The sequence below is a fragment of the Saccharothrix lopnurensis genome (genome assembly GCF_042658445.1).
GTDB classification, from domain to species: domain Bacteria; phylum Actinomycetota; class Actinomycetes; order Mycobacteriales; family Pseudonocardiaceae; genus Actinosynnema; species Actinosynnema lopnurensis.
Genome location: NZ_JBHSQO010000035.1, coordinates 1 through 22,735 on the forward strand (window position 1 = coordinate 1; position 22,735 = coordinate 22,735).

General features: G+C 74.5%; 26 protein-coding genes. 12 read left to right on the forward strand and 14 right to left on the reverse strand.

What is annotated here, in order from left to right; all coding sequences use genetic code 11:
• The 4 genes from ACFP3R_RS26745 to rimP all read right to left on the reverse strand — a co-directional run.
• The coding region (locus tag ACFP3R_RS26745; protein WP_380639544.1) for a translation initiation factor IF-2 N-terminal domain-containing protein at positions 1-351 on the reverse strand (351 nt) is incomplete at its 3' end.
• Between the two features lie 87 nt (positions 352-438).
• Positions 439-783 carry a YlxR family protein gene (locus tag ACFP3R_RS26750; RefSeq protein WP_380639546.1) on the reverse strand — a complete coding sequence of 115 codons (345 nt, stop codon included), beginning with the start codon at positions 781-783 and terminating at the stop codon, positions 439-441.
• A 22-nt stretch (positions 784-805) separates the two neighbouring features.
• Positions 806-1,828 carry a transcription termination factor NusA gene (gene nusA / locus ACFP3R_RS26755; protein ID WP_380639548.1) on the reverse strand — a complete coding sequence of 341 codons (1,023 nt, stop codon included), beginning with the start codon at positions 1,826-1,828 and terminating at the stop codon, positions 806-808.
• A complete protein-coding gene (gene rimP / locus ACFP3R_RS26760; protein ID WP_380639550.1) occupies positions 1,825-2,349 on the reverse strand; it encodes a ribosome maturation factor RimP in 525 nt (174 codons plus the stop codon). The genes nusA and rimP overlap by 4 nt, the downstream gene beginning before the upstream one ends.
• Before the next feature lie 155 nt (positions 2,350-2,504).
• On the opposite strand from rimP, the gene ACFP3R_RS26765 reads away from it, so the two are divergent.
• Both ACFP3R_RS26765 and ACFP3R_RS26770 read left to right on the forward strand, forming a co-directional pair.
• Positions 2,505-2,963: a hypothetical protein gene (locus ACFP3R_RS26765; RefSeq protein WP_380639552.1), complete on the forward strand. Its 459-nt coding sequence runs from the start codon at positions 2,505-2,507 to the stop codon at positions 2,961-2,963.
• Positions 2,960-3,388 (forward strand): ferritin-like domain-containing protein, encoded by a 429-nt coding sequence (locus ACFP3R_RS26770; RefSeq protein ID WP_380639553.1) that lies wholly within the window; start codon positions 2,960-2,962, stop codon positions 3,386-3,388. Before ACFP3R_RS26765 ends, ACFP3R_RS26770 begins: the two co-directional genes overlap by 4 nt.
• A gap of 168 nt (positions 3,389-3,556) precedes the next feature.
• Here the strand turns inward: ACFP3R_RS26770 and ACFP3R_RS26775 are convergent, their stop codons facing one another.
• From ACFP3R_RS26775 to ACFP3R_RS26790, 4 genes are read right to left on the reverse strand one after another with little or no spacing between them, the layout of a single operon-like run.
• Positions 3,557-4,264, reverse strand: a complete 708-nt coding sequence (locus ACFP3R_RS26775; RefSeq protein ID WP_380639555.1) for a hypothetical protein — start codon at positions 4,262-4,264, stop codon at positions 3,557-3,559.
• Between the two features lie 55 nt (positions 4,265-4,319).
• On the reverse strand, positions 4,320-5,330 hold the full coding sequence (locus ACFP3R_RS26780) for an aminotransferase class V-fold PLP-dependent enzyme (protein ID WP_380639557.1): 1,011 nt from the start codon (positions 5,328-5,330) through the stop codon (positions 4,320-4,322).
• 7 nt (positions 5,331-5,337) lie between these two features.
• Entirely contained in the window at positions 5,338-5,811 is a 474-nt protein-coding gene (locus tag ACFP3R_RS26785) for a DUF4442 domain-containing protein (protein ID WP_380639559.1), read from the reverse strand.
• Positions 5,812-5,837: 26 nt separating this feature from the next.
• Complete coding sequence (locus tag ACFP3R_RS26790; protein ID WP_380639561.1) at positions 5,838-6,614, reverse strand: SDR family NAD(P)-dependent oxidoreductase; 777 nt, start codon at positions 6,612-6,614, stop codon at positions 5,838-5,840.
• A 62-nt stretch (positions 6,615-6,676) separates the two neighbouring features.
• On the opposite strand from ACFP3R_RS26790, the gene ACFP3R_RS26795 reads away from it, so the two are divergent.
• Entirely contained in the window at positions 6,677-7,084 is a 408-nt protein-coding gene (locus tag ACFP3R_RS26795) for a YjbQ family protein (RefSeq protein ID WP_380639563.1), read from the forward strand.
• Here the strand turns inward: ACFP3R_RS26795 and ACFP3R_RS26800 are convergent.
• Complete coding sequence (locus ACFP3R_RS26800; protein ID WP_380639565.1) at positions 6,980-8,011, reverse strand: YhgE/Pip domain-containing protein; 1,032 nt, start codon at positions 8,009-8,011, stop codon at positions 6,980-6,982. The two genes, ACFP3R_RS26795 and ACFP3R_RS26800, sit on opposite strands and share 105 nt — an antisense overlap.
• A 121-nt stretch (positions 8,012-8,132) precedes the next feature.
• On the opposite strand from ACFP3R_RS26800, the gene ACFP3R_RS26805 reads away from it, so the two are divergent.
• Genes ACFP3R_RS26805 through ACFP3R_RS26815 form a run of 3 tightly spaced genes read left to right on the forward strand, consistent with a single transcriptional unit; the run spans position 8,133 to position 10,578 of the window.
• Positions 8,133-9,200, forward strand: coding sequence for a DUF8017 domain-containing protein (locus ACFP3R_RS26805; RefSeq protein WP_380639567.1), 1,068 nt, complete (start codon positions 8,133-8,135; stop codon positions 9,198-9,200).
• Positions 9,200-9,889, forward strand: coding sequence for a DUF8017 domain-containing protein (locus ACFP3R_RS26810; protein WP_380639569.1), 690 nt, complete (start codon positions 9,200-9,202; stop codon positions 9,887-9,889). Before ACFP3R_RS26805 ends, ACFP3R_RS26810 begins: the two co-directional genes overlap by 1 nt.
• Positions 9,886-10,578 (forward strand): HAD family hydrolase, encoded by a 693-nt coding sequence (locus ACFP3R_RS26815; RefSeq protein ID WP_380639570.1) that lies wholly within the window; start codon positions 9,886-9,888, stop codon positions 10,576-10,578. The genes ACFP3R_RS26810 and ACFP3R_RS26815 overlap by 4 nt, the downstream gene beginning before the upstream one ends.
• Here the strand turns inward: ACFP3R_RS26815 and ACFP3R_RS26820 are convergent.
• Positions 10,568-12,316, reverse strand: coding sequence for a proline--tRNA ligase (locus tag ACFP3R_RS26820; protein ID WP_380639571.1), 1,749 nt, complete (start codon positions 12,314-12,316; stop codon positions 10,568-10,570). The two genes, ACFP3R_RS26815 and ACFP3R_RS26820, sit on opposite strands and share 11 nt — an antisense overlap.
• A 315-nt stretch (positions 12,317-12,631) precedes the next feature.
• Here ACFP3R_RS26820 and ACFP3R_RS26825 point away from each other — a divergent pair, with 315 nt between their 5' ends.
• From ACFP3R_RS26825 to ACFP3R_RS26850, 6 genes are all read left to right on the forward strand, one after another.
• Entirely contained in the window at positions 12,632-13,444 is an 813-nt protein-coding gene (locus ACFP3R_RS26825; protein WP_380639573.1) for an endonuclease/exonuclease/phosphatase family protein, read from the forward strand.
• 11 nt (positions 13,445-13,455) lie between these two features.
• On the forward strand, positions 13,456-14,193 hold the full coding sequence (gene yaaA / locus ACFP3R_RS26830; protein WP_380639575.1) for a peroxide stress protein YaaA: 738 nt from the start codon (positions 13,456-13,458) through the stop codon (positions 14,191-14,193).
• A 160-nt stretch (positions 14,194-14,353) separates the two neighbouring features.
• A complete protein-coding gene (locus ACFP3R_RS26835; RefSeq protein WP_380639577.1) occupies positions 14,354-14,842 on the forward strand; it encodes a hypothetical protein in 489 nt (162 codons plus the stop codon).
• A 217-nt stretch (positions 14,843-15,059) separates the two neighbouring features.
• Positions 15,060-16,034 (forward strand): serine protein kinase RIO, encoded by a 975-nt coding sequence (locus tag ACFP3R_RS26840; RefSeq protein ID WP_380639578.1) that lies wholly within the window; start codon positions 15,060-15,062, stop codon positions 16,032-16,034.
• 336 nt (positions 16,035-16,370) lie between these two features.
• Positions 16,371-17,861, forward strand: coding sequence for a DEAD/DEAH box helicase (locus tag ACFP3R_RS26845; protein ID WP_380639580.1), 1,491 nt, complete (start codon positions 16,371-16,373; stop codon positions 17,859-17,861).
• Positions 17,862-18,189: 328 nt separating this feature from the next.
• On the forward strand, positions 18,190-19,815 hold the full coding sequence (locus ACFP3R_RS26850) for an ABC-F family ATP-binding cassette domain-containing protein (protein WP_380639581.1): 1,626 nt from the start codon (positions 18,190-18,192) through the stop codon (positions 19,813-19,815).
• Positions 19,816-19,819: 4 nt separating this feature from the next.
• Here ACFP3R_RS26850 and ACFP3R_RS26855 read toward each other — a convergent pair whose 3' ends face one another.
• The 4 genes from ACFP3R_RS26855 to ACFP3R_RS26870 form a co-directional block, all read right to left on the reverse strand.
• Positions 19,820-20,002 (reverse strand): ArsR family transcriptional regulator, encoded by a 183-nt coding sequence (locus ACFP3R_RS26855; RefSeq protein WP_380639693.1) that lies wholly within the window; start codon positions 20,000-20,002, stop codon positions 19,820-19,822.
• Positions 20,003-20,172: 170 nt separating this feature from the next.
• Entirely contained in the window at positions 20,173-21,390 is a 1,218-nt protein-coding gene (cobA, locus tag ACFP3R_RS26860; protein WP_380639582.1) for a uroporphyrinogen-III C-methyltransferase, read from the reverse strand.
• A 51-nt stretch (positions 21,391-21,441) separates the two neighbouring features.
• The gene (locus ACFP3R_RS26865; protein ID WP_380639583.1) at positions 21,442-21,789 is read right to left on the reverse strand and encodes a hypothetical protein; all 348 of its coding nucleotides are present in this window, start codon (positions 21,787-21,789) and stop codon (positions 21,442-21,444) included.
• A 73-nt stretch (positions 21,790-21,862) separates the two neighbouring features.
• A complete protein-coding gene (locus ACFP3R_RS26870; protein ID WP_380639585.1) occupies positions 21,863-22,648 on the reverse strand; it encodes a S1 family peptidase in 786 nt (261 codons plus the stop codon).
• Positions 22,649-22,735 lie beyond the last annotated feature (87 nt).

Below are 22,735 nucleotides of genomic sequence, written 5' to 3' on the forward strand. Positions count from 1 at the left end.
CGGTTGCTGCGGCTGCGGCGGCTGCGGGGCCTGCGGCTTCGGGCCGGGCATCGGGCGCGGACCGGGCCGGGGGCCGAGCGCGCCGGGGCGCGGGGCCTCGGCGCGGGGCTCGGCACCGCGGTTGTCGGCCGCGGCGGCCTGGGGCCTGGGGGGCGCCGGACGGGCGCCGGACGACTTCGACTTGCCGTCGTTCTTGGCGTACGCGTCACGCAGCCGACGGGCCACGGGGGCCTCGACGGTGCTGGACGCCGACTTCACGTACTCACCCTGATCGGCGAGCTTCGTGAGCAGTTCTTTACTCGTGACTCCGAGCTCCTTGGCGAGCTCGTGCACGCGGGCCTTACCTGCCACTGCACTCCTCTGGCGATGGAGGCCGGCGGCAGTCCCGTCGACCTCGTCTTAACGTCGCGCGTTCATGTCTTCAGCTTCACGGCTGACTCATGACGGGTCGACCTGCTTCCTTGCTTCCTGTCGGCCGCGGGGCGATCCCGCGACCTCCTTCCCCTGTTGCGCCAAGTGCCCGCGCACGCCCTCGACGTCGAGCGGTCCCTGGACCCGGAAGGCCCGGGGGAACGCGCGCCGCTTCTCGGCGTTGCGGAGGCAGTCCTGGTCGGGGTGCAGCCACGCGCCCCGACCGGGCAACCTTCGGCGGGTGTCCGGGACCACGGCCCCGTCCACTACCACCACGCGCAACAGCTCGGAGGGCAACGTCCGGGCGCGGCATCCTACGCACGTGCGAACCGGGCCGCCGTGCCTGAGATCCGATCCCCGACGTTGAACCACTGAGAAGTCTATCCCCTGTTGCTTATTCAGCCGAACCGGATGTCGCCGCGCCCGCCGGAGCGGACCCGCCGGCGTCCGCGTCCGACCGGATGTCGATGCGCCAACCGGTCAGCCGGGCGGCCAGCCGGGCGTTCTGGCCCTCCTTGCCGATGGCGAGGGAGAGCTGGAAGTCCGGCACCACCACGCGGGCCGTCTTGGCTCGCTCGTCGAGCACCCTCACGGAGACAACCTTCGCAGGCGAGAGGGCATTCCCGACGAACGTGGCCGGGTCGTCCGAGTGATCGATGATATCGATCTTCTCGCCCGCCAGCTCGCTCATGACGTTGCGGACACGAGCGCCCATCGGGCCGATGCACGCGCCCTTGGCGTTCACCCCGGGCACCCCCGAGCGTACCGCGATCTTCGAACGGTGACCTGCCTCACGTGCCACCGCGGGGATCTCCACGGTGCCGTCCGCGATCTCCGGGACCTCCAGCGCGAAGAGCTTGCGCACGAGGTTCGGGTGGGTGCGGGAGAGGGTGATCTGGGGACCGCGCGCGCCGCGCGACACGCCGACGACGTAGCACTTGAGGCGCGAGCCGTGCTCGTAGGACTCGCCGGGCACCTGCTCGGCCGGGGGCAGCACACCCTCGGTGTCCCCGAGCTGGACGACGACCATGCCGCGGGCGTTGGCGCGGGCGTCGCGCTGCACCACGCCGCCGATGATCTCGCCCTCCTTGGCGGAGAACTCGCCGAAGGTGCGCTCGTGCTCGGCGTCGCGCAGGCGCTGGAGGATGACCTGGCGGGCGGTGGTCGCGGCGATGCGGCCGAAGCCCTCCGGCGTGTCGTCCCACTCCTCGGCGACCGAGCCGTCGGGGTTCAGCTCCTGCGCGAGGACCCGGACCGTCCCCGTCTTGCGGTCGATCTCCACGCGCGAGTGCGGGTGGTGCCCGTCGGTGTGCTTGTAGGCGGTGAGCAGGGCGGTCTCGATCGCTTCGAGCACCGTGTCGAAGGGGATGTCCTTGTCCCGTTCGATCGCCCTGAGAGCGGCGATGTCAACGTTCACTCCGACTCCTCCTCCGGGGAATGGCCGTCGAGTAGCGCGAGCTCCTCGACCGGCGGCTGCTTGAACTCCACTTCCACGACGGCGCGCTCGACCGAGTCGTACTCGATGCGGCGCAGCTCGCCCTTGACCAGGAGCACGACCCCCGTGTCGTCGGCGTCGCCGACCCGGCCGAACCACTCGACCTGGTCGGGCTGCTTGACCTTGACCAGGCGCAAGCGGTTGCGCCTCCAGTGGCGCGGCCTGGTGAGCGGGCGGTCGGCGCCGGGTGAGGTGACCTCGAGGGTGTACGGGCCCGCGAGCAGGTGCTCGTGCGCGTCCAGGGTGGCGGACACGGTGCGGCTGGCGCGTGCGACCTCGTCCAGGCCGATCCCCTCGTCGCCGTCCACGACGACCTTGACCAGCCTGCGACGCCCAGCCTGGTTCACGTCGAGCGACTCCAGGTCGTAGCCGATGGCCTCGACCGCCTCGCGCACGACGGGCGTTAGCTGCGCGGCGAGTTCTCCGCGCGGCGGGCTGGACACGTTGATGACTCCCTGTTCGTCCGTGCTGGTGTGCAGAGGGCACGGCAACCCCGGTCGACGCTGCACTCGCCGGCCGTGGTCGCCCAGCGTATCTGGTCCGGGCGGGGTCGCACGTCCCACGGGGCGCCGCGGCGGCTCTGGCAGGATCGGGACGCGTGATCGGTAGAACCGCGTTCAGCAGGCGAGGGGTGCTGCTGGCGGCGGCCACGGCGCCGCTGGCAGTCGCGTGCACCACACCCCCGCCGCCCCCACCGCCGCCGGACGTCCTGGAAGAGCTGGTCAGGTCGGCCCGGTCGGACGCCGCCCTGGCCACCGCCGCCGGCGCGCCGGAGACCGCCGCGGCGCGGACCGAGCACGCCGACCGGTTGCGGGCGGAGATCGACCGCGCCACGCCGCGCGTGCCGGGCTCGTCGGCGCCGGGCTCGTCGGCACCGCCCTCGACGCCGCCGTCCGCCGCGCCGCCCGCGGGTGGGACGCGGGAGGAGCTGCTGGCGGCGTTGCGGGCGGCGCAGGAGCAGGCGGCGGGTCTGGTGGCGTCGGTGCCGACGTACCGGGTGGGGTTGGTGGCCGCGGTGGCGGCCGGGTGCGCGAGCCTGGTGGAGGCGATGTCGTGAGCGTGGACGCGGTGCAGGGCGCGTTGGGGGCCGAGCACGCGGCGGTGTGGACGTACGGGCTGGTCAGCGCGTTCATCTCGCAGCAGGGCGCGGCGGTGGCGGAGGGCGCGAACGCCCACCGGGCCCGTCGGGACACCACCGAGCGGTGGCTGCGCGACCAGGGGGCCGCGCCGGAGCCGCCCGCGCCGGCCTACCTGCCGCCGCAGCCCGTGGACAGCGCGGCCTCGGCGATCGCGGCGCTGATCGCGGTGGAGACGGACTGCTGCGTGGGGTGGCGGGGCGTGCTGGAGCGCACCGAGGACGCCGACCTGCGCAGGTCGGCCCTCGACGCCCTGACCGCCTCGGCGGTCCGCGCCACCCGGTGGCGCAAGGCCGCCGGCCTGACACCCCTGTCCATCACCTTCCCCGGCACCGCCGTGGGCTGACCCCCCGCGAGTCGTACGTACAGACCTCGCGAGTCGTACGTCCAAGACCCCGAGTTGAGTGTTCAGGACCCTCGAGTTGAGTGTTCAGCACTGAATTCGGGGGGTCTGGACGTACGACTCGCCGGGTCTGGACGTACGACACGCCGGGTCTGGACGTACGACTCGCGGTCAGGTCAGGGTGGTGGCCAGGCGCAGGGCGTCGAAGCTGATCTTCTTCATCAGGTGGTTGTGCTCGGTCTCGTTGGCGCCGTGGGTCGCGGTGTCCGACTCGATGATGATCACCTCGCGGTCGCGCTGGTCCGAGGCGTAGCCGCCGTTGCCCAGGGTGGTCATGCCCTGGACCTGGACCGCGCCGTCCTTGATCAGGTCGTTCACGTTGCCGGTGCCGTTGCGGTTGGTCAGGTCCTTGAGGGCGGTGGCGTCCTCGGTCGTCTTCATCTGGACCACTGACACGGACGTGTACACAGTTGCCCCGTCCGGGGTGGTGGTCGTGTACAGGGCGCGAGTGAGCTGCCGGCACGGCGTGCTGGTCAGGTAGTCCCTGGTCTTCCCGTACGCGTGTGACGCGCAGTCACTGTCCCGCAGCGGGTCGGGCACCTGCGGTGACTTCGTGAAGACGAACTGACCGGCGGGCGCCGACGTCGACGTGGGCGTCGTCGTGGTCTCGGCCGAGGGCTTCACCAGCACCCACACCAGGCCGGACAGCACCGCCACGCCGAGCAGCCCCAGCCCCTTGAGCAGGAGGCCGCGCCGCGCGCGGGTCGGCCCAGGTGGTGGGGGCTCGGCGGGGCTCATCAGCGAGTCCAGCTGCCCGATCCCGGAGCGCCACAGCGGCGCGGTGTCCGAGGGCCGGATCGGCGGGATCCGTTGCGTCACCTCTTCAGGTGATTCGGGAGGAACCGACACAAAGACCCACGGTAACGGAAGCCGCTCAACCCAGCGCCCCGAGCACCAGTTCGACGTCGGCCACCGAGTTGTACAGGTGGAACGCCACCCGGACCCGTCCGGCGCGCACGCTGGACCGCACGCCGGCCGCCGCCAGCCGGTCCGCCGCGGCGACGGGCAGGTCCAGCGACGCGATCGCGCTCCCGCGCGGCGGCAGGCCCAGCCCGACCAGCAGGGCGTCGGCCAGCCCGGCGCCGTGGTCCCGCACCGCGGCCATGTCCAGCGAGGCCAGGTACGGCAGCGAGACCGCCGCCCCGACCTGCGACAGCCACACCGGCGACAGGTCGAGCCGGCGCGCGTCCGGCGCGAGCCGCAGCGGCAGCCCGTAGACCGTGCGCCACGGCTCGTCACCGGCGTACCAGTTCGCCGCCGCCGGCACGGTCCGCTCCAGCGCGCCCGGCGAGCACGCCAGCCACGCGCACCCGCGCGGCGACATCAGGAACTTGTACCCGACGGCCACCACCCAGTCCGCCCACCCGAGGTCCAGCGGCAGCCACCCGACCGCCTGTGAGGCGTCCAGCAGCACCGGCACCCCGGCCGCGCGCAGCGCACCCAGGTCGACGAGGCGGCCGTCCGCCGACTGCACCACGCTCACCGCGACCAGGTCGTGCCCGGCGGCGGCGGCCGGCACCTCGTCCAGGTCCACCTCGACCACCCGCAGCCCCCGGGCCGCGAACGGGAAGGTCAGGCTGGTGAACTCGCCGCGCGCCACCAGCACCGACGCGCCCTCGGGCAGGGAGGCCGCGACCAGCGACACCAGCTGCGAGCCGGAGGCGCCCATGGCCACCCGGTCCACCGGCACGCCGACCAGCCGGCCGAACGCCCCCCGCGCCACCGCGATCGACGCGTCCACCGCGTCGGGCCCGTCCCGCCCGCTCGCCCACCGCCCCGCGGCGGCGGTCACGGCCGCGGCGGTCGGCGTGGGCGGCACGCCGATGCTCGCGGTGTTCAGGTAGCCGGACGGAACGTCGAAGGTCGTGCCGAAAGCCGATCTCATGGGGCCATCACACCGCCCGGAGCGCCCCGCCGTCCAAGGACTTCTTGCGGCGGGCGTAGACCTGCTTGCGGGTGCGGGCGACCACCTCGCCGGCCGCGTCCACCACGTCGGCGGTGAACCACACCAGCGCCTTGCCGCCGTCCTCGGCCAGCGACCTGACCTCGGCCAGGTGCTCGTCGGTGAGCCGGAACTCCGCGTGCACGGTGCCGCGCCCCGGCTTGACGAACTCGATCTCGCCGGCCTTGTCCCACACCACGTGGTCGCGCTTGAGGTGGTGCAGCAGCAGGAGCATCCAGAACGGGTCGGTCATGGCGAACAGCGAGCCGCCGAAGTGGGTGCCCACGTAGTTGCGGTTCCACGGGCGCATCCGCAGCCGCACCCGCGCGTAGCGGTAGTCGTCGGACAGCTCGACCACGCGGATGCCCGCGAACAGGAACGGCGGCCAGAGGTTCATGCCCCGGCGGAGACGCGATGCCTTCATGAGCCACATGTTACCCATGGGTAATTTCAGGACATGGTGATCACGTTCCGGGTCACCCTCGCCGCCGCGTCCGAGCACAGGAACGCGACCACGCCGGCCGGGTCCTCGGGCTGCGACACGTCGTGCGCGGCGCGCACCGCGTCGTTGACCCAGCCGGTGTCCACGACCCCCGGCTTGACCACGTTCGCCGTCACGCCGTGCGGCCACAGTTCGTGCGCCGCCGCCAGGGTGTAGTTGTCCATCGCCGCCTTGGCCGCGCCGTAGGTGACCTCGCCGGGGAACCCGAGCGGCCCGCCGGAGGTCAGCCCGACGACGCGGCCCCAGTTGCCGCCGCGCGCGAGGTGCCGCCGGGCGAACTCGGCGATCATCAGCGCGGACCCCCGCGCGTCCACGGCGAACTGCGCGTCGAACGTCTGCGCCGTCACCCCGCTCAGCACCCGGCCGAACCGGTCGGTCTCGGTGGCCAGGAACGTGTCCTGCACCCAGCCGGAGGCGTTGTTGACCAGGATGTCCACCGGACCGAGGACCCGCTCGGCGGTGTCGAACAGCCGCGCGGGCGTGCCGACGTCCGCGAGGTCGGCCTCGACGGCGTGCGCCCGGCCGCCCGCCTCGGTGATGGCGGCCACGACCTCCTCCGCGCCGGACTCGCGGGCGGTGAAGTACGCCCTCGGCAGGCTGGGGTCGGGCGCGGGCACGAACCTCAGGTAGGTGACGAGGACCTGGACCCCCTGGGCCGCCAGCGCCTTGGCGGTCGCGGCGCCGATGCCCTGGTTGGCCCCGGTGACGATGGCGGTGTGGATCACACGGGGCATCGTGCCGGATCACCGCGCGCGGGCGCACCGCCTTTACCGGCACAATGCCCCTCGTGCGCAGCGAAGAGATCCAGGTCCGCACCGGTTCCGAAGAGGTCGTCCACGACCTGACCCGCCACTGCGAGGACTTCCTCGCCGACGTGGAGGGCGACGGGCTGCTGCACGTCTGGGTCCCCCACGCCACGGCGGGCGTGGCCGTGCTGGAGACCGGCGCGGGCAGCGACGACGACCTCCTGGCCGCGCTGAAGGACCTCCTGCCCGCGGACGACCGCTGGCGGCACCGCCACGGGACGCCCGGCCACGGTCGTGACCACGTGCTCCCCGCGCTGGTGCCGCCGCACGCGACGATCCCGGTGCTAGGCGGTGTGCTCGCGCTGGGCACCTGGCAGTCGGTCTGCCTCGTCGACACCAACGTCGACAACCCCGTCCGCAAGGTCCGGCTGAGCTTCCTGGCGGGGTAGCAGCAGCGCCACCAGCCCGACCGCGGCCAGCGCCGCGGGCACCCACAGCTGGGCGGCGTCCGGCGCGCCGCCCTGGAACAGCGCGCGCAGCCCCTCGGTGGAGAACCGGAACGGCGTCCACGACCACAGCAGCACCCGGTACCCCGGGTCGAGCAGTTCGGGCGCCTGCCCCGCCACGGCGGGCGCCACCAGGTACAGCGGCGCGAGCACGGCCATCGCCCGCAGCCCGAGCAGCCGCAGCAGCGCGCCCTGGACCAGCGCGAACGCCGCGCCGACCAGCGCCAGGTAGCCGAGCACGGCCCAGCCGAGCGGCAGGGCCGGGTCCCACAGCGCGACCAGGCCCGCCACCACGCCGACGCCCAGCGCGGTCGCCGCCGCGATGCCCACCAGCCGGCTCGGCACGTCCGGCCGGCGCGCGAGCCGCGTGAACGCCGCCCCGGCCACCAGCCCGCCGATCCACAGCAGCGCGCTCGCCGCCAACGGCGCGGTCCGCCCGGCCGCCGACGCCGGGTCGAGCACCACGACCCGGGCCTGGAGGCCGGCACCCTGCGCGACGGCGCCCAGCACCTGCTGGGCGGCCTGCGTGCCGGACGGGTTCACCGCGCCGGACAGCACGACGGTCGCGCTGCCGGGCGCGAGTTCGAGCACCCCGTAGACCTCCTGGCGGGACAGCAGGTCACGGGTCCGGTCGGGCGTGGAGACCCGCCACGAGACCTCCGCCGACCCCGCGTTCGCCACCCGGTCGGCGATCCCGCGCAGCCGCGGCGGGGCGTCGGCCCCGACCGCGACCGCCAGCGGCACCCCGTCCGGGTGCGCCGTCGCCTGGACGCCGAAGGTGAGCAGGCCGAGCACCAGCGCGACGAGCGCGCCCGCGACGGCGGTGGCCACCGCGAGGACCGCGGGTGGCCGATCGTGCGGCGCGATCATGGTTCCCCCTTGTTCATCAAGTGTTGAATTGAAGGCTACGACTCGGCGGACCCAGAAGTCAACGCGTGATGAATTGGCTCGCACCACCCGATCGGCGGATGCGGCAGGGTACGGTTCGCCCGTGACTTACCCAGGTGACGGGCAGAGCGGCTGGGACGGCCGGCCCAACCAGGGCGGCTGGGGCCCGCAGGGACAGGGTGGCCAACCGCAGCCGGGCCTCGGCGGTCCCGAGCACGGCCAACCCGGTTACGGCCAACCCGGTTACGGCGGACCCGACCAGGGTTACCCCGGTTACGGGCAGCCCGCCTACGGCGCCCCCGAGCAGGGCTACGGCCAACCGGGCGGCCAACCGGGCGGGCAGCCGGGTTACGGCCAGGGCTACGGGCAGCAGAACTACGGCGGGTCCTACGGCGGCCTCGGCGTGTTCTCCGGCGGCGGCGAGCCGCCCGGGGGCGGCAGGACCAAGGTCTGGCTGGCCATCGGCGTGGTCGTGCTGCTGCTCGTCGGCGGCGGCGTCACCGCGTTCCTGCTCACCAGGGACGACGGCTCACCCACCGCCCAGCCCACCAGCTCGTCACGACCACCCACCACGTCGAGCAGCCCCAGGCCGACGACCACCACCACGCCCACCGACGAAGAGGTCGGCTGCGACCCCGTCAAGGCGGGGTGGAACTGCCTGCCGGTGCCCGCGCTGTCCTACAGCTACGACCTGCCCAAGGGCTGGTCCCCCACCTCGGCGGGCGCCTCGGTCGAGGGCATGGCCGACGTGCGGCTGACCGGGCTGTCCCTGGTCGACGCCTACGACTGCGGCGGCAAGAACTTCACCCGCGGCGGCGCGGGCGGCGTGGTCGTGGGGCAGAGCGACCTGACCGCGGTGGCCAAGGACTTCGCCCAGAAGCTCGGCACCCAGTTCTACCGCTCCGCGCCGCGGTCGGAGGTCGCGCTCGGGGAGCCGAAGGCCGTCAAGATCGGTGACATCGAGGGCGTGCAGGTCGACTCCACCGCCACCACCTCCGGCGACGAGTGCCTGGCCACCAAGGGCATGGTCAAGGTCCTGGTCCTCAAGGGCGACCGCGGGTACCACGTGTTCTTCGCCAACGGCGACCTGGAGGGCGGGCCCGCCCAGCCGAAGCCGGTCGCCGAGGCGGACCTCCAGGCCATGGTCGACTCCGTCCGGCCGCTGGGCTGATGAGCTACTCCGGGCTGGGCGCGTACCCGCCGCACCCGCCGCCGCGGCGGCCCGACCGGGCCCCGCTGTGGCTCGCGCTCGCCGCCGCGGGTGTGCTCGCGGTCGGCGGCGGGGTGGCGTTCGCGCTGCTCGGGGGCGACGAGGACGGCCGCGCCACGCCGGCCACGTCGAGCCCGGCCGAACCGGACTGGCCGGTCGTGGAGGACGACTCGGCGGGCGTGCGCTACGAACTGCCGCCGTCCTGGGAGAGCTCGGGCAAGGGCGCGGTGGGCCGCCTCCGGGTCACCGGGTCCCACGTGTCGCGGCCGTTCGAGTGCCAGGGGCGCGACATGGTGCAGGCCCAGTCGGTGTCCGGGGCGGTCGTCGACGACGACCCCGAGGGCGTCGCCGCCGAACTGGTGGGCCAACTGGCCCGCAACAGCTACACGGTCGAGGGCGCGCCGCCGGAGGTGGGCGAACCACGCGTCGAGTCCTCGTCCGAGGACCGGGTGGTGCTCAGCGTCGAGGTGACGCCCCGGGCCGCCAACGCCTGCTACGCGCCCAAGGCCACGATCACCGCGGTGGCGCTGCGCAACGGCACCCGGACGTCCGTCCTCGTCGTCAACGTCGCCCGGGGCGGCCCGCACGTCGCGCAGGGCCCGTCCGAGGACGAGGTGCGGCGCATCCTGGGGAGCGTCCGGCTGCCGTGAACACGCTGGTGCTGTGGGACATCGACCGGACCCTGGTCGACGCCGGACCCGTCGGGGTCGACTGGTACCGCGCGGCGCTGCGCGCGGCCACCGGGCTGGACCTGGCGCGCACACCGCCGTTCGGCGGCCGCACGGAGCGCTGGATCACCCTGGAGCTGCTGGCCCTGCACGACCTCGCGCCCACCGAGGAGCTGGTGGCGCGGCTGCACGTCGAGCTGGTCGCGGCCGCCGGCCGGGAGCACGCGCGGCTGCCCGAGCTGGGCCGCGCCCTGCCCGGCGCGCGGGCCGCGGTGGAGGCGCTGGCGCGGCGGGACGACGTGGTGCAGTCCCTGGTGACCGGGAACCTGCCCGAGATCGCCCGGTTCAAGCTCGCCGCGTTCGACCTGGACCGGCACCTGGACCTCGAGGTCGGCGGCTACGGGCAGCTGTCCGAGCACCGGCCCGAGCTGGTGCTGGAGGCGGTGCGGCTGGCCACGGCCAAGCACGCCCGCGAGTTCCGCGCCGCGGTCGTCGGCGACACCCCGCACGACGTGGAGGCCGCGCTGCGCCACGGCGCCGTCGCGGTCGGCGTGGCCACGGGCCGCAGCAGCGCCGAGGAGCTGCGGGAGGCCGGCGCGCACACCGTGCTCGCCGACCTCTCCGACACGGCGGCCGTGCTGGCCGCCGTGCTCGACCGCCCTAACCCCTGACCAAGCCGGTCAGGTGCGCCACCACGTCGTCCACCGCGACCTCGACGCGCTCGCCCGAGCGGCGGTCCTTGACCTCGACCAGGCCGTTGGCCAGGCCGCGGCCCACCACCACGATGGTCGGCACGCCGACCAGCTCGGCGTCGGCGAACTTCACGCCGGGGCTGGCCTTGCGGTCGTCCAGCAGCACGTCCACGCCGGCCGCGGACAGCTCGCCCGCCAGCTTCTCGCCGCCCGCCAGCAGCGCCTCGTCCTTGCCCGCCACCACCAGGTGCACGTCGAACGGCGCGACGTTGCGGGGCCAGATCAGGCCGCGCCCGTCGTGGCTCTGCTCGGCGATCACCGCGACCAGGCGGGACACGCCGACGCCGTAGGAGCCCATGGTGATCCGGACGGGCTTGCCGTCGGGGCCCAGGGCGTCCAGCCCGAACGCGTCGGAGTACTTGCGGCCCAGCTGGAAGATGTGCCCGATCTCGATGCCGCGCGCGGCGACCAGCACGCCCTTGCCGTCCGGCGACGGGTCGCCCTCGCGGACCTCGGCCACGTCGATCACGCCGTCGGGCGTGAAGTCGCGGCCCGAGACCAGGTCCACCACGTGGTGGTCGGCCTCGTCCGCGCCGGTCACCCACGCCGTGCCGCGCACCACGCGCGGGTCGACGAGGTACTCCACGCCGTTGGCCTGGAGCGCACCCGGGCCGATGTAGCCCTTGACCAGGAACGCGTTGCGGGCGAAGTCGGCCTCCTCCAGCATCGCCACCTCGGCCGGCGCGAGCGCGGCCTCCAGGCGCTTGAGGTCGACCTCGCGGTCACCGGGCACGCCGACGGCCAGCAGGGTCCACTCCGCCGCACCCGGAACCCGGGTCTTGACCAGGACGTTCTTCAGGGTGTCGGCCGCGGTGAAGGCGCGGCCCAGGTCGGCCGCGTTGAGGAAGTCGACCAGCGAGGCGATGGTGGGCGTGTTCGGCGTGTGGTGCACCCGCGCCGCGGGCTTGTCCTCCACCGGCTGCTCCGCGGGCGCGGGCGTGGCGACCGCCTCGACGTTGGCCGCGTAGTCGGACTCCGTGCTGCGCACGAAGGTGTCCTCGCCGGTCTCCGCGACGGCCAGGAACTCCTCCGACGCCGAACCGCCCATCGCGCCGGACGTGGCGGAGACGACCACGTAGTCCAGGCCCAGCCGGTCGAAGATGCGGACGTACGCCTCGCGGTGCCGCCGGTAGGACTCGGCCAGGCCCTCGTCGGCGAGGTCGAAGGAGTAGGAGTCCTTCATCACGAACTCGCGGCCGCGCAGGATGCCCGCGCGGGGGCGCGCCTCGTCCCGGTACTTGGTCTGGATCTGGTACAACGTGACCGGGTAGTCCTTGTAGGAGGAGTACTCGCCCTTCACGGTGAGCGCGAACAGCTCCTCGTGGGTGGGGCCGAGCAGGTAGTCCGCGCCCTTGCGGTCCTTGAGGCGGAACAGGTTGGGGCCGTACTCGGTCCACCGGTTCGTGGCCTCGTAGGGCTCCTTGGGCAGCAGCGCGGGGAACTGGATCTCCTGCGCGCCGATGGCGTCCATCTCCTCGCGCACGACCCGCTCGACGTTGCGCAGCACCCGCAGGCCCAGCGGCAGCCACGAGTACCCGCCCGGCGCGACGCGGCGCACGTAGCCGGCGCGGACCAGCAGCTTGTGGCTGGGTACCTCGGCGTCGGCCGGGTCCTCGCGCAGGGTGCGCAGGAACAGCGACGACATCCTGGTGATCACGGTGGGTGCTCCTCGTGGCGCGGGTTTGGCGGCAAGGGTAGTGAACGCGGCGCGGTTCGCGCTCCCGGGTTCCGCCGGCGGCGACCGGCCGCGCCGCTGGTGGGCCCCCGTGCGGCCGGGTCCTGTCGGTGGTCGCCGCCCGCGTCCGGGCATGACCGCCGCGATCGGCGTGATCGCCTCCGACACCCGGGACCACGGGGACTTCACCGGTCCTGCCCGGCCCGGACCGGCTGACCCGCCCGTTGCGCGTGGTGGCGGGACTTCCGCCACCATGCGGGGAGGCGATTCACGGGACGGAGCGCGGACTTGCGGTTGATGACGTGGAACCTGTGGGGGCGCTTCGGGCCGTGGCGGGAGCGCGAGGCCGCCATCATCGACACGGTGCGGGTGGTCGACCCGGACGTGCTGGCGATCCAGGAGGTGTGGGCGGCCGGCGACGGCACCTCGCAGCTGCGGATCGTGGCCGACGCGCTCGGGATGCACAGCGCGGGCTGGACCCAGCCGCTCGGCGACACGGGGCTGGAGCAGGGCAACGCGGTGCTGAGCCGGTGGCCCATCAGCCGGTGGCGGGCGCTGGAGCTCAACCGGGACCCGGCCGACCCGCGCTCGGCGGTGGTGGCCGACGTCGAGACGCCGTGGGGCGCGGCGCCGGTCGTCAGCACGCACCTGTCGTGGCGCCCGGAGGAGGGCGGGACGCGGCTGCGGCAGGTGCGCGCGATCCGGGAGCACCTGGGGTCGCGGGAGCCGGCCGCGCTGCCGCCGGTCGTCATGGGCGACCTGAACGCCGAGCCCACCTCCGACGAGCTGCGCGCGTTCACCGGGCTGCGGGCCGACGAACCGCCGGGGCCGGTGTTCGTCGACTGCTGGGAGCAGGCCCGCAGCGGGCAGCCCGGGTACACGTGGGACCACGCCAACCCGTACGCCGCGTGCACGCCGTGGCCGCGCCGGCGGTTGGACTACGTGCTGATCGGCCTGCCCGACCCGGGTCTGGTGCGGGAGAAGCGGATGGGCTGGTTCGAGGTGGACAGCTGCGAGCTGGCCGGGGTGTCGGCGGTGCGCGGCACGGTGCCGTCCGACCACTACGCCGTGGTGACCCGGCTGCGGGTGCTCCCCGAGCCGCCGCACTAGGCTCGCCCGTCGTGCTCGTACTGCTGCCACCGTCGGAGACCAAGGCCGAGGGCGGGTCCGGCGCGCCGCTCGACCTCGACCTGCTGTCGCACCCGGAGCTGAACCCGGTGCGCGACGGGCTGGTGGACGCGCTGGTCGACCTCGCCGCCGACGTCCCCGCCAGCCTGGTCGCGCTCGGGTTGTCCGAGCGCCAGTCCGGCGAGGTGGCGCGCAACGCCGAACTGCGCCGCTCCCCCACCCTGCCAGCGCTGGCGCGCTACACCGGCGTGCTCTACGACGCGCTCGCCCCGGGGTCGTTCACGCGGGTGGAGCGGGAGCGGGCGTTCCGGCGGCTGGCCGTCGCGTCGGCGCTGTTCGGGCTGCTGGGCGGTGGTGACCCGGTGCCGGCGTACCGGCTGTCCGGCGGGAGCGCGCTGCCGGCCACCGGTCCGTTCGCCGCGCTGTGGCGACCGGCGCTGGAGCCGCTGCTCGCGGTCGCCGACGACTTCGTGGTGGACCTGCGGTCCAGTCCCTACACCTCGTTCGCGCGGGTGCCGGGAGCGGTGGTGGTGCGGGTGGTGACCGAGGACGAGAGGGGGCGGCGGAACGCGGTGAGCCACTTCAACAAGGCGCACAAGGGACGGCTCGCCCGCGCGCTGGTGCGGTCGCGGGCCGAGCCGGCCGACCTCAGGGGGTTGGCGCGGGTGGTGACGAGGGCCGGGTTCCGGCTGGAGCCGACCGGGCCGCGGACGGCCGACCTGGTGGTGTAGCGGGTGGTCCGGCGGCGGTGCCGCGCCGGCACTCCACCGCCGCGGCGCGGATTCCGCCCACGGAGCACCGGCGGTCCTCCCCGCTCCGGGCGAGCGGCCATAAGTGTGACAGAGCGCAGTGACCTGTCACCTCTCGTGACGGGAATGCCAGAATGGCCGCGTGAGCCCCGACACACCCGCCGACGTGGTGACTCCGGCCCTCCTCAGGAACCACACGCAGGACCTGGAGGCCGCCGCGCTCGACGCCCCCGAGGCGTTGAAGCGGGTCTGGTCGGGGCTGTGCCTGGCCCGGCTGCTCGGCCTGCGGCTGGCCCTGGCGGACCAGACGTGGCACCGGCGGCAGGGCAACGCCGCGTCGGTGGAGCACCAGCTCGCCCGCGACCTCGGCACCACCGCCACGTTCGCGGACACCGCGCTGCGCCTGCCCGACGACGACGCGCCGCCACCGCTGGCCGGGGACGAGGTGGACGAGGCGGTGGCCGCGCTGGTGGGGTTCAGCACCACGGCCCGCCGCCGGATGCTCGCCGCCGCGCCGCTGGCCACCCAGTGGCACGACGAGCGCGTGCTGCGGCACGACTCGAAGGTGATCGGCGAGCTGGGCGAGGCGTGGCGGGGCAACCGCGCCGGCTACCGGGTGGACCGGCGGTAAAACCGGTTGCGCCCGCGCCGAGCGGCCGGGCAACCTGTGCGTGAACGCGTGAAGCGCCGGTGGTGGCAAGACCACGGCGGACCAGAGGAGGTGCCAGATGGCCATTGCCGTCCGGGACGTGGCACCGACCCGTCCGCTCGCCCCGCCCGCCTGACGCGAACCGGCAACGCCGCGCGCCGGGTGGGGCGATCACCCCCTTCACCTGGAGCGATCACCAGTGCGCGAGCACGATCAGTACAGCGAGTTCGAAACCGGGTTCGACCACGCCGACGACGTGCGTTGGCGGACCGGGAAGACCCGTCGACGGTCCCGCCGGGACGACGGGGTCGCGCCGGAGCGCCGCGGCCGGCTCACCGAGGAGGCCAAGGACCGCCTCGTCCAGATGCGGGCGGACGCGCAGGTCGCGGACGTCCCGCCGGACGGCGACCGGTGGTCCACCTGGGGCGATGCCGAGCAGGGGCCCAAGCCGCACCCGTCGTGGCTGGTCACCGACCTGGCCGCGGTGGACCGCGAGCTGGGCGTGCTCAAGACCGGCAAGGAGGCGGACGTCTTCCTGCTGGAGCGCGCCACGCCCGGCGCCGACCGGTCGTGCCTGCTGGCCGCCAAGCGGTACCGCAGCAACGACCACCGGATGTTCCACCGCGACGCGGGCTACCTGGAGGGCCGCCGGATGCGGCGCTCCCGCGAGATGCGCGCGATGGCCAACCGCAGCGCGTTCGGCCGCAACCTCATCGCGGAGCGGTGGGTGGTGGCCGAGTTCGCCGCGCTGACCCGGCTGTGGCAGCTGGGCGCGCCGGTGCCCTACCCGGTGCAGCGGGACGGCACCGAGCTGCTGCTGGAGTTCGTCGGTTCCGACGGCGCGGCCGCGCCCCGGCTCGCGCAGCTGCGGCCGGAGCCGGACGAGCTGCTGGACCTGTGGCGGCAGCTGGTGGACGCGCTGGGCGTGCTGGCCTCGGCGGGCCTGGCGCACGGCGACCTGTCCGCGTTCAACCTGATGGTCGACGACGGGCGGCTGGTCGTGATCGACCTGCCGCAGGTGGTGGACCTGGCGGCCAACCCGCACGGCCCGGAGTTCCTGGAGCGCGACGTGCGCAACGTCACCGGCTGGTTCACCGGGCGCGGGCTGCCGCCCGAGCTGGCCGAGCCGGTCGAGGTCACCCGGGAGCTGCTGGACCTCGCCGGCCTGCGCTGAACCGCGTGGCGCGCGGCGGGTTCCGGCCGCGCGCCACGCCCCGGCGCACCTCGTCGGGCGCGTGCGCCCGGTGGGGTGCGCCGCCGCCCCGATCGGGTGACCCCGAACCCCCGTGAGCACGCCGGACGGACGTCGTGCCCCGGAGCCCGCCGTGATCAGCTACACTGGGTAGTGCACCGCCCGGTGGCGCCACGAAGCGCCCCAGGCCGCCAGAGTGGCCGGTGGTGCTCCCAACCACTATCGGCGCGGACCGCGCGCCGGGCCCGTCCCGCGATCGCGCCTGCTCAACCCGTGCAGAGCAATCCGCCGAGACGTGCCGTGTCCCGGAGGTTTGTTTTGCCGCATACGTCCCAAGGCCGTTCCGAGCGCCCGCAGTACCGCGGTGGTTCCCGCAGCAGGCGCCCTGGCCAGGGCAACCGTCGTCCGGCTCCCGTCGCGGAGCTGACGACCACCGTTCCAGAACACGTCGAGAGCACCCTCCCCGAGGGCCCGCTGCCCTCGTTCGCCGAACTGGGCCTGGCCGACGAGCTGCTGCGCGCCCTGGCCCAGGCGGGCATCACCGACCCGTTCCCCATCCAGGCCGCCACGCTGCCGGACGCGCTGGCCGGCCGTGACCTCCTGGGTCGCGGCCAGACCGGCTCGGGCAAGACGCTCGCGTTCGGCCTGGCGCTGCTGTCCCGCCTGGCCGGTGGCCGGGCCAAGCCGCTCAAGCCGCGCGGGCTGGTGCTCGTGCCGACGCGCGAGCTGGCCATGCAGGTCGAGGAGGCCCTGTCGCCGTTCGCGCGGTCCCTGGGCCTGTGGTGCCGCACGGTCGTCGGCGGCACGTCGTTCCCCCGCCAGGTCGACGCGCTGCGCCGCGGCGTCGACCTCCTGATCGCCACGCCCGGTCGGCTCTCCGACCACGTGCGGCAGGGGACGGCCGACCTGTCCGAGGTCATGTTCACCGCGCTGGACGAGGCCGACCAGATGGCCGACATGGGCTTCATGCCCCAGGTGCGCGCCATCCTCGACCTGACCCCGCAGGACGGCCAGCGGATGCTGTTCTCCGCGACGCTCGACGGCGACGTGGACAAGCTGGTCCGCCAGTACCTGCACGACCCGGTGGTCCACTCGGTCGCGCCGCCGACCGGCAGCGTCACCACGATGGAGCACCACCTGCTGTTCGTCTCCGCCGACGACAAGCAGTCCGTGGTGACCGAGGTCGCCGCCCGCGAGGGCCGGACGATCATGTTCGTGCGCACCAAGCACCACGTGGACCGCCTGGCCAAAAAGCTGCGGTCGGTCGGCGTGCGGGCGGGCGCGCTGCACGGCGGCAAGGCCCAGAGCGCGCGCACGCGGGTGCTGGCCCAGTTCCGCGACGGCAGCACGCCGGTGCTCATCGCCACGGACGTCGCCGCGCGCGGTATCCACGTGGACGACGTGAGCCTGGTCGTGCACGTGGACCCGCCCGCCGACCCGAAGGACTACCTGCACCGGGCGGGCCGCACCGCCCGCGCCGGCCAGTCGGGCACCGTGGTCACCATGGTGACGCACGACCAGCGGCGCGCCGTCCAGGGCCTGACCGCCCGCGCCGGCGTCCGGCCCGCCTCGACCAAGGTGCGCCCGGGTGACGAGGACCTGATCCGGATCACGGGCGCCCAGGTGCCCAGCGGTGTTCCGGTGGCGGAGCCCGAGATCATCCCCGTCCGGGGTCGTCGCGGTGGCAGTGGTGGCGGCGGCGGTGTCGGCGGACCGCGCCGCGCCGGCGGCTTCCGCGGCGGTCGCTCCGACCAGGGCCGTGACCGGGACCGCACGGGCGGTCGCCCGCGCCGGGTGGCCCAGCACTGAGGGTCCAGTGCTGAGAAGTCCAGCGCTGAGAGTCCAGCACTGAGAGTCCAGCACTGAGGGTCTACACGAACGAGTGAAACGGCCGGTTCTCACCCAGGTGAGGACCGGCCGTTCGCCGTGCCGGCGCTGCTAGGCTCGGCAGCCCGAACGAGTTCTCCAGGGAGTTCGCGCCCTTGTTGGTGGCGGAAGACGACGTCTCCGGGTGATACCCGGAACCACGACCGGCGGTGCCCGCGCAGTGCGGTGACACCGCTACCGGTCGTGCTCCCGTCGTCCACCCTTCCACCCGACGGGCGGCCGCCCGTACCGCGCACGAGGGCTCCCACACGTGTCCAAGAACTCCATCACCGCCACCTCCCTGTCCTTCTCCTGGCCCGACGGCACGCCCGTCTTCCGGGACCTGACCTTCACCGCCGGCCCCGGCCGCACCGGGCTGGTCGCGCCCAACGGCGCGGGCAAGAGCACGCTGCTCAAGCTCGTCGCGGGCGAACTCGCGCCCACCGCGGGCGCGGTCGTCGTCGACGGCGTGCTGGGCTACCTGCCGCAGTCGCTCCCGCTGACCGCCGACCTGACCGCGGCCGAGGTGCTGGGCATCGCCCCGGTCGTCCGCGCGCTGGCCGCGATCGAGTCCGGCGACGCGAGCGAGGAGCACTTCGCCGCCGTCGGCGGCGACTGGGACGTCGAGGAGCGCGCCCGCGCCGAACTCGACCGGCTCGGCCTCGGCGACGTCGCGCTGGACCGGCGCCTGGGCACGCTCAGCGGCGGCCAGGTCGTCTCCCTGGGCCTCGCCGCCCAGTTGCTCCGGCGGCCGGACGTGCTGCTGCTCGACGAGCCCACCAACAACCTCGACCGGGACGCCCGCCGGCGGCTGGAGACCGTGGTGGGCGACTGGCGCGGCTGCCTGCTGCTGGTCAGCCACGACCGGTCGCTGCTCGACCGGGTGGACCGCGTCGCCGAGCTGAGCCCGGGGCAGCTGCGCCTGCACGGCGGCGACTTCTCCTCCTACGAGGCCGCGAAGCAGGCGTCGCGCGAGGTCGCGGAGAAGAACCTGCGCAACGCCGAGCAGGAGCTGAAGCGGGAGAAGCGCGAGATGCAGCAGGCCCGGGAACGGGCCGCCCGCCGCGCGAGCACCGGGGCGCGGGCCGGCGCCGACATCCCGCGCATCGCGCAGGGCAACCTGAAGCGGTGGGCGCAGGCGTCCGCCGGGCGGGCCGAGGACCAGCACGCCCAGCGCGTGGACGCCGCCCGGACCCGGCTCGACGAGGCCGACCGCGCCGCGCGCGAGGACCCGGTGATCGCGCTGTCCCTGCCCGGCACCGAGGTCCCCGCCGGCCGCACGGTGTTCCACGGCCAGCGGCTGCGGGTCGCGGTGGGCGGGCGGGAGCTGTTCGCGGGCGCCGGGGTCGACCTGGTCGTCCGCGGTCCGGAGCGGATCGCGCTGACCGGGGCCAACGGCACGGGCAAGAGCACCCTGCTGCGGCTGGTGGCCGGGCTCCAGGACCCCGACAGCGGGGTGATGAGCCGGCCCGGGGGCCGGGTGGCCCACCTGTCGCAGCGCCTGGACCTGCTCGACCTCGACCGCGGCACGGCCGAGAACCTGCGGTCGTCCGCGCCGGGCCTGGCGGACTCGGAGGTGATGCACCTGCTGGCGAGGTTCCTGTTCCGGGGCGACCGGGCGCACCTCCCGGTCGGCGTGCTGTCGGGCGGGGAGCGGTTGCGGGCGACGCTGCTGTGCGTGCTGTGCGCCGAACCCGCGCCGCAGCTGCTGCTGCTGGACGAGCCGACGAACAACCTGGACCTGGTCAGCGTGGAGCAGCTGACGAGCGCGCTGAACGCCTACCGGGGCGCCTTCGTGGTCGTCAGCCACGACGACCGGTTCCTGGCCGGGATCGGCGTGCGGCGGTGGCTGCGGCTGGAGGGCGGTGAGCTGGCCGAGGGCGGGGCGCCCGCCTAGCCGCTCACCCCAGCAGCGCGTCGGCGCGGGTGGTGCGCACGTGGAACACGTGCCGGCCCTCCCGCCTGGTCGTCACCAGCCGCGCCGCGCGCAGCACCGCGATGTGCTGCGACACCGCCCCCGCCGTCACGGCCAGCGCCGCCGCCAGGTCCGCCGTGCCGCGCGGGGCCTCCAGCAGCGCCGGCAGCCGGGCCCTGGTGCGCCCACGGCAGGTGCACGGCGTGCGCGCCGGGCGTGCGCAGGCCGTCCACCGCCATGACCGTCTCGAACACCGGTGAGTACGCGAACCTCACCCTGGCCAGCCCCACCCACACCGCCACGCCGTGCAGACTAGGCGGGCCGCCGGGGCGGTGTCGCTCAGGAGCGGAACGGCAGCTCGCGCGCCAGCCCGGCGACCGGTCCCACGACGATGATCGCGGGCGGGCGGACGCCGTGCGCCACCACGTCCTCGCCCAGGGAGTCCAATGTGGACGACAGGACGCGCTGCGACCGGGTGCTGCCCTCCTGGACCACCGACACCGGGGTGTCGCCGGGCCGCCTCGCCCGCAGCGCCGCCGCGAACGCCCCCGCCCGCTCCACGCCCATCAGGATCACCACGGTGCCGCTCAGGCGGCCCAGGGCGTCCCAGTCCACCAGCGACCTCGGGTCGTCCGGGGCGACGTGGCCGGACACCACCACCACCTCGTGCGCCACGCCCCGGTGCGTGACCGGCACGTCGGCCAGCGCCGGCACGCCGAACGCGCTGGTCACGCCCGGTACGACGGTGACCGGCACGCCCGCCTCGGCGCACGCGATCAGCTCCTCGAACCCGCGCCCGAACACGTACGGGTCGCCGCCCTTGAGGCGCACCACGAACCTGCCCGCCTTGGCGTTGTCCACCAGCGTCGAGTTGATGAAGTCCTGCGTCGCGGCCCGGCCGTAGGGGATCTTGGCCGCGTCCACGACCTCCACGTGCGGCGGCAGCTCGTCCAGCAGCTCCCGGGGCCCCAACCGGTCCGCCACCACCACGTCCGCCCGCGCCAGCAGCCGCCGGCCGCGCACCGTGATCAGGTCCGGGTCGCCGGGTCCGCCGCCGACCAGGGCCACGCCCGCGGGCTGGTCGTGGTGGTCGGCCAGGGAACCGTCGCGCAGCGCGGCCAGCAGCCCGTCGCGCACGCTCGCGGACCGGCGGTGCTGACCGCCCGCCAGCACGCCCAGCAGCAGCCCGTCGTGCTCGCCGGCGGCGGGCGTCACCGCGGTGCCCTTCACCGCCACGTCCGCGCGCACGCAGAACACCCGGCGCGCCTCGGCGTCGGCCGTGACGCGGGCGTTGACCACGGGGTCCGAGGTGCAGGCCAGCACGTACCAGGCGCCGTCCAGGTCGCCGTCGGCGTACTCGCGGGGCTGCCAGGCCACCTCGCCGCCGTCCACCATGCCCTGGACGGCCGGGGTGACCGCGGGCGAGACGACCTCGACCGCGGCCCCCGCCGCGACCAGCCTGGGCAGGCGGCGCTGGGCGACCGTGCCGCCGCCCACGACGACGACCCGGCGTCCGGTCAGGTCCAGGCCCACCAGGTAGTGCTGTTCACCGTGCATGGGTAGAAGCATCCACGCCAGGCAGGTGGTGTCCAACGGGCGTGCGTCACATCACGGTTCGCCGTGCTCGATCTCCGCGCCGACCGCCGGGGAACCGGCCACGCACGAGACGCCGACCGTGCCCCGGTCGCCGTGGACGTCGAGCCAGGCGCTGCGCGCGAACTCCCCGTCGTCGCAGGCCACCACCAGGCGGAAGGCGCCCGAGCCGGAACACCAGCCGGTGCCGGAGTCGCCCCGCACCGAGGCGCCGCACGAGTGCAGGCCGGCCGGGCGCGAGCCCGGTCCCGGCGAGGCGGACGCCGCGGTGGCGGCCAGGAGCGGGAAGGGGAGCAGGAGCAGCAGGGGGAGCACCAGCAGCGGGGGACGCACCCGCGCATCGAACACGAACGACGTGCCCACGACCGGGAGGCAACCCGGTCGTGGGCACGTCGTGGTGGTGCCGCCTACAGCCCGGCGGCGGTGGTGGTGCCGCCTACAGCTGCGCGGCGATCGCCGAGTAGTAGGCGCCGATCCGCGCGTACACGCCCGGGTAGCCGGCCAGCGCGCAGCCGCGACCGAACGAGGTCGCGCCGATGAGCTTGCCACCGGCCACCAGCGGGCCGCCCGAGTCGCCCTGGCAGGTGTCCACGCCGCCCTGCGGGTAACCGGCGCACACCATGGCGGTGGAGCTGTAGTTGGAGTACGCCGTGCGGCACGTCGCGTCGGACGTCACCGGCACGGTCGCGCCGAGCAGGTACCGCGAGGCCGAGCCGCCCGAGGACGTGGTGCCCCAGCCGAGGATGGTCGCGTTCGTGCCCGCCGCGTACAGGGCGGTGTCCGACGGGGTGGCCAGCGGCAGGTACGGCGCGGGCAGGCTGGTGCCCAGGGTCAGCACCGCCACGTCGTAGCCGGAGCTGGCGGTGCGGTAGCTGGGGTGCACCCAGATCCGCGACACCGTGGCGACGGTGCCCGCCGTGCTCTGCTTGTCGTCCCGGCGGTGCACCACGCGGGTGCTGGACGCCGAGCGGCCGCTGACGCAGTGCGCCGCGGTGACGACCTTGGTGGCGCCCACCAGGGTGCCGCCGCAGAACTGGCCGCCGCTGCTGGTGGCCAGGTAGATCACCCACGGGTAGGTGCTGGTGGACACGCGGGACCCACCGACGACGTAGGGGGAGACGCCGTCGGACGTGGACGCCGCGGCGGGGGCCGTGGTCATCAGGCCCACCGCGGCCACGGCCGCGACCAACGACGTGATCAGGCGATGCAGGGTTTTCGCCATGTCGATCCTTCCGAGCAGGGGTGCGCCTGGTGTGGCGCACCCCTCACAGCTAGGACCAAGACGGCGAAGCGGACAACCAACTTTCGA